The organism is Chelativorans alearensis (genome assembly GCF_010993735.1).
GTDB classification, from domain to species: domain Bacteria; phylum Pseudomonadota; class Alphaproteobacteria; order Rhizobiales; family Rhizobiaceae; genus Chelativorans; species Chelativorans alearense.
On sequence record NZ_WQNI01000011.1, the window covers coordinates 36,778 to 50,841 of the forward strand.

The window sequence follows — 14,064 nt, forward strand, 5'->3', positions numbered from 1 at the left end:
TCGGGCGGCGATTTTAAAATGCCTGCGGCGCGGCGTGCCGTCACACCTCTTCGAGTTCGACCAGCGTGCCGCAAAAATCCTTCGGGTGGAGGAACAGCACCGGCTTGCCGTGAGCGCCGATCTTTGGCTCTCCGTCGCCCAGGACACGCGCGCCCTCCGCCAACAGGCGGTCGCGGGCGGCGAGGATGTCGTCCACCTCGTAGCAGATGTGGTGCATGCCGCCGGCCGGGTTCCTTGAAAGGAAGCCGGCGATGGGGGAATCCTCGCCGAGCGGCTCCAAAAGCTCCACCTTGGTGTTGCCGAGATCGATGAAGATCACCGTCACGCCATGCTCGGGCAAGGGTTGCGGCGCCGAGACCCGCGCGCCCAGCGTATTCCGGTAGACCGCCGCGGCGGCGGCCAGGTCCGGCACTGCGATCGCCACGTGGTTGAGCCTGCCGAGCACCCGTTCCTCCTCTAGATCGGACCCTTTGTTTGTCGCAATTCCAAACGGAAAACCGGTTTCCACTTTTCCTGGAATTGCTCTACTGGGTCACGAAGACCGTCACGATCGGCTTCTTGCCCCAAGCGTCGTTGGCGGCGGCGCGGACGGCACGGCGCACCGATTCGGCCACCAGGTCGAGGTCCTTGCGGCGCTGGCGCGGGATGCTGGAGACGGCGCCGACGGCGGCCTCCAGCATGATCTCCTCCAGCGGCTCGCCGCGCGCATCCACTTCCGCCACGCCAAGGGCGACCAGATCGGGATCGCCCGCGAGATCGTAGCGATCGTCGAGAACGACGTTGACGGCGACATGGCCGGCGAAGGAGAGCTTGCGCCTTTCGCGGACGCCCACCTCCTCATCGGTGCCGATAATCTTGCCTTCCTTGAAGATGCGGCCGAAAGGCACCTGGTCGACGATCTCCGCGGCTCCTGGCGCCAGCCGCAGCATGTCGCCGTTCCTCACCTGCGCAACCTCGGGGATGCCAGACATGGCACCCAGCGCGCCGTGGGCAACGAGATGCGCCGCCTCGCCGTGGACCGGCACGAGGATCCGCGGCTTCACCCAATCGTACATCTGCTTGAGCTCGCTGCGGCGCGGATGCCCGGAGACGTGGACGAGCGCATCCTTGTCCTCGATCACCTTCACTCCTTGCTCGATGAACAGGTTCTTGATGGCGAGGATCGCCTTCTCGTTGCCCGGAATGGTGCGCGAGGAAAAGACCACCGTGTCGCCCGGCGACAGCGCCACGTTGCGCATCTCGTCACGCGCCAGCTTGGCAAGGGCGGCGCGCGGCTCACCCTGGCTTCCCGTGCACAGGATGACGGCGTTCTCGCGCGGGATATAGCCGAAATCCTCTTCCGAAAGGAACGGCGGCAGGCCTTCGAGATAGCCGAGCTCGTCCGCCACCTCGATGACGCGCTGCAGCGAGCGGCCGAGCACGAGCACCTGCCGTCCGGTGTCGCGCGCGGCCTCGGCGACGGAGCGGATGCGCCCGACATTGGAGGAGAAGCTGGTGACGGCGACGCGGCCGCTCGCCTTCTCGATCACCTCCTTGATCCCCACGCCCACCGCCTCCTCGGACGGGGATTCACCTTCGCGCATGGCGTTGGTGGAATCGCAGATGAGCGCCAGGACGCCGGCCTTTCCGAGCGCGCGGAAACGGGCTTCGTCCGTCTTGGGCCCGAGCGCCGGCGCGGGGTCGATCTTCCAGTCGCCGGTGTGAATGACGGTGCCCGCGGGACTGGTGATGGCGAGCGACACGGGCTCGGGAATGGAATGGGTGACCTCGACCGCCTCGATGGTGAAGGGGCCGACGGTAAAGGTCTCGCCGGCCTTGAAGATCGTCACGGGGATGTCCGGCGCGTTCTGCTCACCGGCGCGCTTGGCCTCTAGCAGGCCGGCGGTGAACGGCGTCATATACACATCGACCTTGAGACGCGGCCAGAGATCGAGAAGGGCGCCGTAGTGGTCCTCGTGGGCATGGGTGATGACGATACCGGCAAGGTTCTCCACCTCGCCTTCGATGAAGCGGATATCGGGTAGAACGAGGTCGACGCCCGGCAGATCCGGCCCCGGAAAGGTGACGCCGCAATCGACGATGATCCACGTGCGCTTCTGGCGCGGGCCATAGCCGTAGAGCGCAAAGTTCATGCCGATCTCGCCAACCCCGCCGAGCGGGCAAAACACCAGTTCTGCTTTTTCCGATGCCACGTCTGCTTCCTTGTTCTTTCGTTACGCGCGCGCTGACGCCACCGCGCCGAAATGGACATCGCCGGCGGCGATCCGCAGGCGCGAACCGTCGTCCTCGCGGATAACGAACCGGCATGCTTCGTCGATTGTTTCGAAGATACCCCGCACGACCCGCCCGTCGACGCGCACGGAGACCGCGCCGCCGAGGCCCGCGGCGCGTTTCAGCCACCGCTCGCGGATAGCCGCCAGGCCACGCCCGCCGTTCCACAGGCGCATATTGTCGACCCAGGCATCGGAAAGCGCCAGGAATAATTCTCCCGCATCCGTCTTGGCACCGAGCCTCAAAAGCGATGTCGCGGGATAGGGAACGTCCTCGGGGTGTGAGACCACGTTGACGCCGATGCCGATCGCCAGCGCCAGGCGGTCGCCTTCGATCATCGAGGACTCCAGGAGAATCCCCGCCAGCTTCGCTCCGTCCGCCAGAACGTCGTTCGGCCATTTCAGCTCGAAACGGTCGCGGCCGGCGTGTCCACCGTCCACACCGAGGTTCACCTTCGCGGTGGGCACCACGGCGGCAAGCGCATCGCCCAGCGCCAGCCCGGCAACGAAGCCGAGGGTGGCGGCGGTTGCCGCGTCCCGCGCTTCGGTGATCATGAGGGTGGCGGCGAGGTTTCCCGGCGGCGTCGCCCAGGGGCGCCCTCGCCTGCCGCGGCCGCCTGTCTGCTGCGTTGCGACGACCCAGAGCTTGTTCTGCTCGCCCTCGCGCGCCCGCTCGAGCGCCAGCGCATTGGTGGAACCGACACTCTCGTGCGCTTCCAGCCGGTAGCCGGCGGCGAGGGCCGAAGGCGCGAGCGCGAACATCGATCAGAAGAAGGTCATCGCCGCGGCTTCCGCCAGACGCCCGACGGGGCCGCCGAAAAACACGTAGAACAGCACGAAGGCGCCGGAGAGCCCGAGCACGAAGCGCAGTTCGCCGGCCATCGGCTGGAAGGCGCCGACGGGCTCGTCGAACCACATCACCTTGATGATGCGCAGGTAATAGTAGGCGCCCACCACCGAAGCCAGCACGCCGATGACGGCGAGCCAGTAGAGCTCGGCATTGATGGCGGCCAGGAACACGTACCACTTGGCCCAGAAACCGGCGAGCGGCGGGATGCCGGCCAGCGAGAACATGAGGATGGTCATGATGGTGGCCATCATCGGGTTGGTGGCCGAAAGGCCCGCCAGGTCGTCGATCTGCTCGACATTGGTCTCGTTGCGCCGCATGGCCAGGATGAAGGCGAAGGTGCCGAGCGTCATCGCCAGATAGATCAGCATGTAGATGACGACGCCGCGCACGCCCTCCGGCGAGTTTGCCGAAAGGCCCACCAGCGCGTAGCCCATATGGCCGATCGAGGAATAGGCCATCAGCCGCTTGATGTTGCGCTGGCCGATGGCAGCAAAGGCGCCGAGCAGCATCGAGGCGATGGAGATGAAGACGATGATCTGCTGCCAGTCGAAGGCGATCGGCTCGAAGGCGCCCATCACCACGCGCACGAGAAGCGCCATGGCCGCCATCTTGGGGGCGGCGGCGAAGAAGGCAGTGACCGGCGTCGGCGCGCCTTCATAGACGTCTGGCGTCCACATATGGAAGGGCACCGCCGAGATCTTGAAGGCAAGGCCCGCCAGCACGAAGACGAGGCCGAAGACCAGGCCGAGCTGGCGCTCGCCACCCGAAAGGGCCGCGGCGATGGCCTCGAAGCCGGTGTTGCCCGTGAAGCCGTAGATCAGCGTGATGCCGTAGAGCAGCATGCCGGAGGAAAGCGCGCCGAGGACGAAATATTTCAGCCCCGCCTCCGTTGCGCGCACACTGTCACGGTTGATGGCGGCGACGACGTAGAGCGCCAGCGACTGCAGTTCCAGCCCGAGATAGAGCGAGAGCATGTCGTTGGCCGAGATCATCAGCATCATGCCAAGCGTGGAGAGCATGATGAGGACCGGGTACTCGAACTTGTCGAACTTCTCGGCTTTGGCGAAGCCCACGGACATGATGAGCGTCACCGCCGCTCCCACCAGCGTCAGGAGCTTCATGAAGCGGGCGAACGGGTCGTTGACGAAAGCGCCCTCGAAGGCATCGCCATAGGCCGGGAAGACGATGATCCAGGCGATCGCCGCCAGCAGCAGCGCAACGGAAAGGCCGGTGACGGTGGTGTTCGCCCGCTCGCCGGAGAAGACGCCGACCATCAGGAGCGCCATGGCGCCCACCGCCAGCGCCAGTTCGGGAACGGAAAGGATCAGGCTCGAGGTCAGATCAAACGTCATGCGAGGTGTTCCCGTTCAATTGGATGCAGCGCCGGACTGGGCCATGTCGAAGGACACGCTCACCTGGTTGAGCAGCGCTTCCACCGATGTCGCCGTGGCATCGAGCAGCGGCGCCGGATAGACGCCGAAGAAGATGACGAGGGCAACGAGAGGATAAAGGATCGTCTTTTCGCGCAGCGACAGGTCTGCAAGGCCCTTCAGACTCTCCTTGGTCAGCGCGCCGAAGATGACGCGGCGATAGAGCCAAAGCGCGTAGGCTGCCGACAGGACGACGCCGGTGGTGGCGAAGAAGGCGACCCAGGTGTTGACCTGGAAGGCGGCAAGAAGCGTCAGGAACTCGCCGACGAAGCCGCTGGTGCCCGGCAGCCCCACATTGGCCATGGTGAAGACCATGAAGGCGACCGCGTATTTCGGCATGTTGTTGACGAGCCCGCCATAGGCGGCGATCTCGCGCGTGTGCATGCGGTCGTAGATGACGCCGACGCACAGGAACAGTGCCCCGGAGACCAGGCCATGGCTGATCATCTGAAAGATGGCACCCTGCACGCCCTGCTGATTGAGCGCGAAGATGCCCATGGTGACGAAGCCCATATGGGCAACGGAGGAATAGGCGATCAGCTTCTTCATGTCGTCCTGCATCATCGCCACCAGCGAGGTGTAGATGATAGCGACGATGGAGAGCGCGAAGATGAAGGGCGCAAGGTCCATGGAGGCGACGGGGAACATGGGCACCGAGAAGCGCAGGAAGCCGTAGCCTCCCATCTTCAAGAGAATGCCGGCCAGGATGACCGAGCCCGCCGTCGGCGCTTCCACATGGGCGTCCGGCAGCCACGTGTGCACCGGCCACATGGGCATCTTCACCGCGAAGGAAGCGAAGAAGGCGACCCATAGCCAATACTGCATATTGGCCGGGAAGACGTGGGTGAGCAGCGTCGGGATGTCGCTCGTGCCCGACTGCCAGAACATGGCCATGATGGCGAGCAGCATGAGCACCGAGCCCAGAAGCGTGTAGAGGAAGAACTTGAAGCTCGCATAGACGCGCCGCTTGCCGCCCCACACGCCGATGATGATGAACATCGGGATGAGGCCACCCTCGAAGAAGACGTAGAACAAGACGATGTCGAGGGCGCAGAAAACGCCGATCATCAGCGTTTCCAGGATCAGAAACGCGATCATGTATTCCTTGACGCGGGTGTCGATCGACTCCCAGCTCGCCAGGATGCAGAACGGCATCAGGAAGGTCGTCAGGATGACGAAGAGCACCGAGATGCCGTCGACGCCCATGTGGTAGGAGATGCCGGCATCCAGCCACTCCCGCTTCTCCACCATCTGGAAGCCCGGCACCGAGGGATCGAAGCCGATCCACACGAACAGCGACAGGATGAAGGTGAAAACGGTCGTCAGCAGCGCAACGTTGCGGATGTTGCGGCGCGCGCCGGCCCCGTCATCCCGGATCATCAGGATGAGGAAGGCGCCGACGAGCGGCAGGAAGGTGACCGTGGAAAGAATAGGCCAGTCGGTCATTTAGAAGGAACTCCCGAGCATCATCCAGGTCACGAGGGCGGCGATGCCGATCAGCATCGCGAAGGCGTAGTGGTAGAGGTACCCGGTCTGCATCTTGACCACGCGGTTGGTGACGTCGATGACACGGGCGGAGATGCCGTCGGGGCCGAAGCCGTCGATGAGCCAGCCGTCGCCCCTCTTCCACAGGAAGGTACCGAGGCGCTTCGCGGGGTTGACAAAGAGGAAGTCGTAGACCTCGTCGAAGTACCACTTGTTGAGCAGGAAGGCGTAGAGCACACGCTGCCGCTTGGCGAGCTCCTTCGGGCTTCCCGGCGAGCGGATGTAGAACTGCCAGGCGACGAGGAGGCCGAGCAGCATGGCGGCGAACGGCGACAGCTTCACCCACAGCGGCACGTGGTGGAACTCCTCCAGGATCTCGTTCCCGGGCAGTGTGAAGAGCGCACCCTTCCAGAAGTGGTCGTATTCGTGGCCGACGAAGAAGCCCTCGAAGAGGATGCCGGCGAAGACCGCACCTGCCGCCAGCAGGAACAGCGGCACCAGCATGACCAGGGGCGATTCATGCACGTGGTGCATGACGTCGGCGGAAGCGCGCGGCTTGCCGTGGAAGGTCATGAAGATGAGACGCCAGGAATAGAAGCTGGTGAAGATCGCCGCGACGACCAGCAGCCCGAAAGCGATGGGCGCCACTGCGTTGTGCGCAACGAAGGAGCCCTCGATGATGGCGTCCTTGGAGAAGAAGCCGGCGGTACCGATGAGGGTGCCGGGGATGCCGACGCCCGTGAGCGCCAGCGTGCCGATGATCATCATCCAATAGGTCCGCGGGATCAGCCTGCGCAGCCCACCCATCTTGCGCATGTCCTGCTCGTCGGAAACGGCGTGAATGACGGAGCCGGCGCCCAGGAACAGAAGCGCCTTGAAGAAGGCGTGGGTGAACAGGTGGAAGATGGCGGCGCCGTAGAAGCCGGTGCCGAGCGCCACGAACATGTAGCCGAGCTGCGAGCAGGTGGAATAGGCGATGACGCGCTTTATGTCGTTCTGCACCAGGCCGACGGTGGCTGCGAAGAAGGCGGTGAAGGCGCCAACCGCCGTCACCACCGTAAGCGCTGTCGAGGACAATTCGAAAAGCGGCGAGAGCCTCGCCACCATGAAGACGCCGGCTGTCACCATGGTTGCGGCATGGATGAGGGCGGAGACGGGCGTCGGGCCCTCCATGGCATCGGGCAGCCAGGTATGCAGCGGCACCTGCGCGGACTTGCCCATGGCGCCAAGGAACAGAAGCAGGCAGACGACGGTCAGCGCGGCCTGGTTGGTGAGCGCGTAACCGAGGAAATTGAGCACCGGCTCGCCGGCCTCGCCCTCGGCGGGCAGGAAGGTGGCGGCGTTGGCGAAGATGGTATCGAGATTGATCGAGCCGAACAGCACGAAGACGCCGAAGATGCCGAGCGCGAAGCCGAAATCGCCGACGCGGTTGACGATGAAGGCCTTGATTGCCGCGGCGTTGGCCGAGGGCTTCTTGTACCAGAAGCCGATCAGGAGATAGGAGGCGAGACCGACGCCCTCCCAGCCGAAGAACATCTGCACCAGGTTGTCCGCCGTCACCAGCGCCAGCATGGCGAAGGTGAAAAGCGACAGATAGGCGAAGAAGCGCGGCCGGTGCGGGTCGTGGTGCATGTAGCCGATGGAATAGATGTGCACCAGCGAGGAGACCGTGTTGACGACGACCAGCATCACCACCGTCAGCGTATCGATCCTCAGCGCCCAGTCGACGTCGAGCGCGCCCGAGGAAATGAAGCGCAGCACCGGAACGGTGAAGGCCTCGCCATCGCCCAGGGCAAAGGTGAAGAAGGCGACCCAGGAAAGGAGCGCGGAAATCACCAACAGGCCGGAGGTGATGTATTCCGCCCCTTTGGCGCCGATCGAGCGGCCGAAGAGCCCAGCAATCAGGAAGCCCGCAAGCGGAAGGAAAACGATCGCTTGATACATGAAGGTCCCCTCTTCAGCCCTTCATCATGTTGATATCTTCCACCGCGATCGAGCCGCGGTTACGGAAGAAGACCACCAGGATGGCAAGGCCGATCGCGGCCTCGGCCGCGGCGACTGTGAGAACGAAAAGCGCGAAGACCTGGCCGACCAGATCCCCCAGCACCGCCGAGAAGGCGATGAAGTTGAGGTTGACGGCAAGCAGGATGAGCTCGACGGACATCAGGATGATGATGACGTTCTTGCGGTTCAGGAAGATGCCGAACACGCCGAGCGTGAACAGGATGGCCGAAACCGTCAGATAGTGCGCGATGCCGACTTCCATCGTCAGATCCCCTCGCCGGTTTCCACGTTGCGGATTTCGATGGCCGTCGCCGGATCCCGCGCGACCTGGGCGGGAATGCTCTGGCGCTTCACATTCTCCTTGTGGCGCAGCGTCAAGACGATGGCGCCGATCATGGCGACCAGAAGCACCAGGCCGGCGATCTGGAAGAAGAAGATGTAGTCCGTGTAGAGAATGTCGCCCAAGGCCGCCGTGTTCTGCCGCTCGGCGATTGCCGGGGCCGGCTTGGCGATCTCGGCAGCGATCTCCGGCGTGAAGACGTAGCCGCCCAGCACCACCACCAGTTCGACGGCGAGGATGATGCCCACCGTGGCGCCGATGGGCGCGTATTGCAGGGCGCCCTGCTTCAATTCCGCGAAATCGACGTCGAGCATCATGACGACGAACAGGAAGAGCACGGCAACCGCGCCGACATAGACGATGAGCATGATCATCGCCAGGAACTCGGCGCCCGTCAGCAGGAAGAGCGCCGCCGCATTGAAGAAGGTGACGATCAGATAGAGAACCGAATGAACGGGGTTGCGCGCGGAAATGACCATGAAGGCCGCCGCGACCGCGATGAAGGCGAACAGATAGAAGAATATCGCCCCGAGTCCTGTCAGCATCGATTCCCTCGATATCTCATGGCCGGAACGGCTGCTCCGGCCCGTTTTCGCCCGCCGGGAGCCGGCGGGCCGTTTGCTCTTAGACGAGCGCCCTGCCCTCGTCCACTCTTCGAAGCCTCACCGGTACGGCGCGTCCAACGCGATGTTGCGCGCCAGCTCGCGCTCCCACCGGTCGCCGTTGGCCAGGAGCTTCTCCTTGTCGTAGTAGAGTTCCTCGCGCGTCTCCGTCGCGAATTCGAAATTCGGCCCCTCGACGATGGCGTCGACCGGGCACGCCTCCTGGCAGAAGCCGCAGTAGATGCACTTCACCATGTCGATGTCGTAGCGCACGGTGCGGCGCGTGCCGTCGTTGCGGCGCGGGCCCGCTTCGATGGTGATCGCCTGCGCCGGGCAGATGGCCTCGCACAGCTTGCAGGCGATGCAGCGCTCCTCGCCGTTGGGGTAACGGCGCAACGCATGCTCGCCGCGGAAGCGCGGGCTTATCGGCCCCTTCTCGTGCGGATAGTTGACCGTGTATTTCGGCGCGAAGAACTGGCGCATCGACAGGATGACCGCGCCGATGAACTCCTTCAGCAGGAGGCTTTTTGCGGCTTGAGCGAGAAGTGACATCGTCATTCTCCGGCAAGGGTGGACTGGACCGTCATGAAGCGTCTCATGCCAGGCCCGTGAATTTGAGGAACGCCGCCGTCGCCGCCACCATGAAGAGCGAGATCGGCAGGAACACCTTCCAGCCGAGCCGCATGAGCTGGTCGTAGCGGTAACGCGGCACGAAGGATTTTACGAGGGCGAACATGAAGAAGACCATCGCCACCTTGAGCACGAACCAGAAGACGCCCGGCACCCAGGTGAAAGGTGCGAAGTCGAAGGGCGGCAGCCATCCGCCGAGGAAGAGGATGGTGGTGAGCGCGCACATCAGGACGATGGCGACATATTCGCCAAGGAAGAACAGCAGGAACGGCGTCGAGGAGTACTCGATCATGTGGCCGGCGACGAGCTCGGATTCAGCCTCTACAAGGTCGAAAGGCGGACGGTTCGTCTCGGCCAGTGCCGAGATGAAGAAGACGATGAACATCGGGAACAGCGCCAGCCAGTGCCAGTCGAGGAAGGTGTTCGGCAGGCCCACCATGGTGCCGATCCCATCACGCTGCGACAGCACGATGTCTGTGAGGTTGAGCGAGCCGACGGCCAAAAGCACGGTGACGATGACGAAGCCGATGGAGACCTCGTAGGAGACCATCTGCGCGGCCGAGCGCAGGGCGCCCAGGAACGGATATTTCGAGTTCGAGGCCCAGCCGCCCATGATGACGCCGTAGACCTCCAGCGAGGCGATGGCGAAGACGAAGAGGATACCGACATTGATGTCGGCGATCGCCCAGCCCTCGTTGATCGGGATCACCGCCCATGCGGCAATCGCCAACACGGCGGCCACCACCGGCGCCAGGAGGAAGACGCCCTTGTTGGCTCCGGACGGGATGACCGGCTCCTTGAAGACGAATTTGAACAGATCCGCGAAGGCCTGGAAGAGACCCCAGGGGCCAACCACGTTCGGGCCGCGGCGAAGCTGCACTGCGGCCCATATCTTGCGGTCCGCGTAGAGAATGTATGCCACGAAGATCAACAGCGCGACGATCAGCACGACCGACTGCAGGAGGATCAAGAGACCCGGAAGCACATAGAGTGTGAAGAAGGTTTCCATGGTCTCGTCTCTACTCGGCCGCCTGTTTCAGTTCGCCGCGCGCAAGCGCGGAGCACTCGGCCATGACGGCCGAAGCGCGCGCGATGGGGTTGGTGAGGTAAAAATCCTTCACCGGCGAGGTGAACGGTGCCTTCGTAAGCCGGCCACCCAGCTTTGCAAGGGCGGCGACCTCGGCCGGGCTGCCGGCCTCGATACCGTCGATCGCTGCCATATGCGGATGCTCCCCATAGAGCCTGGCGCGCAGCGCGGCCAGCGAATCGAAGGGCAGCTTGTGGCCGAGCACGTCTGACAGCGCCCGCAGGATGGCCCAATCCTCCTTCGCATCGCCTGGCGCGAAGCCGGCGCGGTTGGTCATTTGCACGCGGCCTTCCGTGTTCACGTAGGTGGCCGACTTCTCCGTGTAGGTGGCGCCCGGCAGGATGACATCGGCGCGGTGCGCGCCGGCGTCGCCGTGGGTGCCGATATAAACGGTGAAGGCGTCGCCGATTTTTCCCATGTCGATCTCGTCGGCGCCCAGGAGGAAAAGCACGTCCATGGCGCCCATCATGCCGGCGACGTCCTTGCCGCCCTTCTCCGGCACGAAGCCGAGATCGAGCCCGCCGACGCGGGCAGCCGCCGTGTGCAGCACGGCAAAGCCGTTCCAGTCCTCCTTCAGAGCGCCCACGGCCTCGGCGAGCTTGGCCGCCTGGCCGAGCACGGCGCGGCCGTCCGAGCGGGCGAGCGCGCCCTGGCCGACGATGATCATCGGACGCTTGGCCTTTTTGAGCGTGGAGAGGAATTTGCCCTTGCCGCCGGCAAGTTCGGCCAGCGTCTCCGGTCCGGCGCCCAGGTGCTCATAGTCGTAACGCAGGTCACCACCTTCGCCGATCACGCCTACGGAGAAGTCGCCCATGCGCCAGCGTTTGCGGATACGGGCGTTCAGGACCGCCGCCTCGAAGCGCGGGTTGGCGCCGACGATCAGAAGCGCATCGGCGGCCTCGATGCCCTCGATAGTCGGGTTGAAAATGTAGCTGGCGCGGCCGAGCGCGGGATCGAGCACGGCGCCGTCCTGGCGGCAGTCGTGGTTGGACGAGCCCAGCGACTGCACGAGCGTCTTCAGCGCATACATCTCCTCGACGCTCGCCAGATCGCCGGCGATGGCGCCGATCTTCTCCGGCGCGGCCTTGCCGACCGCCTTAGCAACGGCCTCGAAGGCTTCGCTCCAGGTGGCGGGCTCGAGGCGCTTGCCCTTGCGCACATAGGGCCGGTCCAGGCGCTGCGTCCTGAGGCCGTCCCAGACGAAGCGGGTCTTGTCGGAGATCCACTCCTCGTTCACCGCGTCATTGTTGAGCGGCAGGATGCGCATGACCTCGCGGCCGCGCGCATCGACGCGGATGGCCGAGCCGACGGCGTCCATCACGTCGATGGACTGGGTCTTCGACAGCTCCCAGGGCCGCGCCTGGAAGGCATACGGTTTCGACGTCAGCGCGCCCACCGGGCAGAGATCGATGACGTTGCCCTGCAGCTCCGAGGTCATCGCCTGTTCCAGATAGGTGGTGATCTCCATATCCTCGCCGCGGCCCGTGGCGCCGAGCTCGGAGATGCCAGCGACTTCCGTGGTGAAGCGGACGCAGCGCGTGCAGTGGATGCAGCGCGTCATGATCGTCTTGACCAGCGGGCCGATATATTTGTCTTCCACCGCGCGCTTGTTCTCGTGGTAGCGCGAAGAATCGACGCCGAAGGCCATGGCCTGGTCCTGCAGGTCGCACTCGCCGCCCTGGTCGCAGATCGGGCAGTCGAGCGGATGGTTGATGAGCAGGAACTCCATCACCCCTTCGCGTGCCTTCTTCACCATCGGCGTGTTGGTGAAGATCTCCGGCGCCTCCCCGTTGGGGCCGGGGCGCAGGTCGCGCACGCCCATGGCACAGGAGGCGGCAGGCTTGGGCGGCCCGCCCTTCACCTCGATCAGGCACATGCGGCAGTTGCCGGCGACCGACAGTCGCTCGTGGAAGCAGAAGCGCGGAATCTCGGCGCCCGCCTCCTCGGCGGCCTGCAGCAGCGTGTAGTGATCGGGAACCTCGATCTCCGTGCCGTCGACTTTCAACTTCGCCATTATCGCCGTCCGCTAACTGTTTGCTCTTTCAAGCAAAATCTTTTTCCTACTCCGCCGCCACCAGCACCGGTTCGGCGCGGTGGGCGTTGCGGGTGAATTCGTCTATGCGCCGCTCGATCTCCGGGCGGAAATGCCGGATCAGGCCCTGGATCGGCCAGGCGGCGGCATCCCCAAGCGCGCAGATCGTGTGGCCTTCCACCTGCTTCGTCACGTCGAGCAGCATGTCGATCTCGTGCTTCTTGGCCTCGCCGCGCACCAGCCGCTCCATGACGCGCCACATCCAGCCCGTGCCCTCGCGGCACGGTGTGCACTGGCCGCAGCTCTCGTGCTTGTAGAAATAGGCGAGCCGGGCGATGGCCTTCACGATGTCGGTGGACTTGTCCATGACGATGACGGCCGCCGTGCCGAGGCCGGACTTCAGGTCGCGCAACGAATCGAAGTCCATCGGCGCGTCGATGATCTGGTTCGCCGGCACCAGCGGCACCGAGGAGCCGCCGGGGATGACGGCGAGCAGGTTGTCCCAGCCGCCGCGCACGCCGCCGCAATGGCGCTCGATCAACTCGCGGAAGGGGATCGACATCTCCTCTTCCACCGTGCACGGGTTTTCGACGTGCCCGGAGATGCAGAAGAGCTTCGTGCCCTTGTTGTTGTCGCGCCCGAAGGAGGAGAACCACGCCGCCCCGCGGCGCAGGATGGTCGGCGCCACGGCGATAGATTCGACGTTGTTGACGGTGGTCGGGCAGCCGTAGAGGCCGACATTGGCCGGGAAAGGCGGCTTCAGGCGCGGCTGCCCCTTCTTGCCTTCCAGGCTCTCCAGGAGTGCCGTCTCCTCGCCGCAGATATAGGCGCCGGCGCCGTGATGGACGATGATGTCGAAGTCCCAGCCATTCTTGTTGTTCTTGCCGAGGAGGCCCGCCTCGTAAGCCTCGTCGATCGCCGCCTGCAGGGCCTCGCGCTCGCGGATGAACTCGCCGCGCACGTAGATATAGGCCGTATGCGCGCCCATGGCGAAGCCGGCGACCAGGCAGCCCTCGACCAGCGTGTGCGGGTCGTGGCGCATGATGTCACGGTCCTTGCAGGTGCCGGGCTCGGATTCGTCGGCGTTGACGACCAGATAATGCGGCCTGTCGCCCTCTTCCTTCGGCATGAAGGACCATTTGAGCCCGGTCGGGAAGCCGGCGCCACCGCGCCCGCGCAGGCCGGAGGCCTTCATCTCGTTGACGATCCAGTCGCGCCCCTTGTCCAGGAGAGCCTTGGTGCCGTCCCAGTGGCCGCGCGCCTGGGCGCCCTTCAACGAGCGGTCGAAGTGGCCGTAGATATTGGTGAAGATGCGGTCCTTGTCTTGAAGCATC

Annotated in this window: 12 protein-coding genes; all 12 read right to left on the bottom strand. The window is 64.5% G+C overall.

The features are described 5' to 3' along the window. Nucleotides 1-40 precede the first annotated feature (40 nt). Nucleotides 41-445, bottom strand: coding sequence for a methylmalonyl-CoA epimerase (gene mce / locus GPJ75_RS17350; RefSeq protein WP_163269615.1), 405 nt, complete (start codon nt 443-445; stop codon nt 41-43). Nucleotides 446-524: 79 nt separating this feature from the next. Further along, entirely contained in the window at nt 525-2,132 is a 1,608-nt protein-coding gene (locus GPJ75_RS17355; RefSeq protein ID WP_163269862.1) for a ribonuclease J, read from the bottom strand. 81 nt (nt 2,133-2,213) lie between these two features. After that, a complete protein-coding gene (locus GPJ75_RS17360; RefSeq protein ID WP_163269617.1) occupies nt 2,214-3,032 on the bottom strand; it encodes a biotin--[acetyl-CoA-carboxylase] ligase in 819 nt (272 codons plus the stop codon). A 3-nt stretch (nt 3,033-3,035) separates the two neighbouring features. Next, nucleotides 3,036-4,472 (bottom strand): NADH-quinone oxidoreductase subunit NuoN, encoded by a 1,437-nt coding sequence (gene nuoN / locus GPJ75_RS17365; protein WP_163269619.1) that lies wholly within the window; start codon nt 4,470-4,472, stop codon nt 3,036-3,038. A gap of 15 nt (nt 4,473-4,487) precedes the next feature. Beyond that, nucleotides 4,488-5,996: an NADH-quinone oxidoreductase subunit M gene (locus GPJ75_RS17370; RefSeq protein ID WP_163269621.1), complete on the bottom strand. Its 1,509-nt coding sequence runs from the start codon at nt 5,994-5,996 to the stop codon at nt 4,488-4,490. Next, complete coding sequence (gene nuoL, locus GPJ75_RS17375; RefSeq protein ID WP_163269623.1) at nt 5,997-7,979, bottom strand: NADH-quinone oxidoreductase subunit L; 1,983 nt, start codon at nt 7,977-7,979, stop codon at nt 5,997-5,999. Nucleotides 7,980-7,992: 13 nt separating this feature from the next. After that, nucleotides 7,993-8,301, bottom strand: a complete 309-nt coding sequence (nuoK, locus tag GPJ75_RS17380; RefSeq protein ID WP_159586338.1) for an NADH-quinone oxidoreductase subunit NuoK — start codon at nt 8,299-8,301, stop codon at nt 7,993-7,995. 2 nt (nt 8,302-8,303) lie between these two features. After that, nucleotides 8,304-8,924, bottom strand: a complete 621-nt coding sequence (locus GPJ75_RS17385; RefSeq protein WP_159586337.1) for an NADH-quinone oxidoreductase subunit J — start codon at nt 8,922-8,924, stop codon at nt 8,304-8,306. A gap of 117 nt (nt 8,925-9,041) precedes the next feature. Next, the gene (gene nuoI, locus GPJ75_RS17390) at nt 9,042-9,533 is read right to left on the bottom strand and encodes an NADH-quinone oxidoreductase subunit NuoI (RefSeq protein ID WP_163269625.1); all 492 of its coding nucleotides are present in this window, start codon (nt 9,531-9,533) and stop codon (nt 9,042-9,044) included. A gap of 43 nt (nt 9,534-9,576) precedes the next feature. Next, nucleotides 9,577-10,620 carry an NADH-quinone oxidoreductase subunit NuoH gene (nuoH, locus tag GPJ75_RS17395; protein ID WP_163269627.1) on the bottom strand — a complete coding sequence of 348 codons (1,044 nt, stop codon included), beginning with the start codon at nt 10,618-10,620 and terminating at the stop codon, nt 9,577-9,579. Between the two features lie 10 nt (nt 10,621-10,630). Then, entirely contained in the window at nt 10,631-12,712 is a 2,082-nt protein-coding gene (gene nuoG / locus GPJ75_RS17400; protein WP_163269629.1) for an NADH-quinone oxidoreductase subunit NuoG, read from the bottom strand. A 46-nt stretch (nt 12,713-12,758) separates the two neighbouring features. Next, complete coding sequence (gene nuoF / locus GPJ75_RS17405; RefSeq protein WP_163269631.1) at nt 12,759-14,063, bottom strand: NADH-quinone oxidoreductase subunit NuoF; 1,305 nt, start codon at nt 14,061-14,063, stop codon at nt 12,759-12,761. Nucleotide 14,064 lies beyond the last annotated feature (1 nt).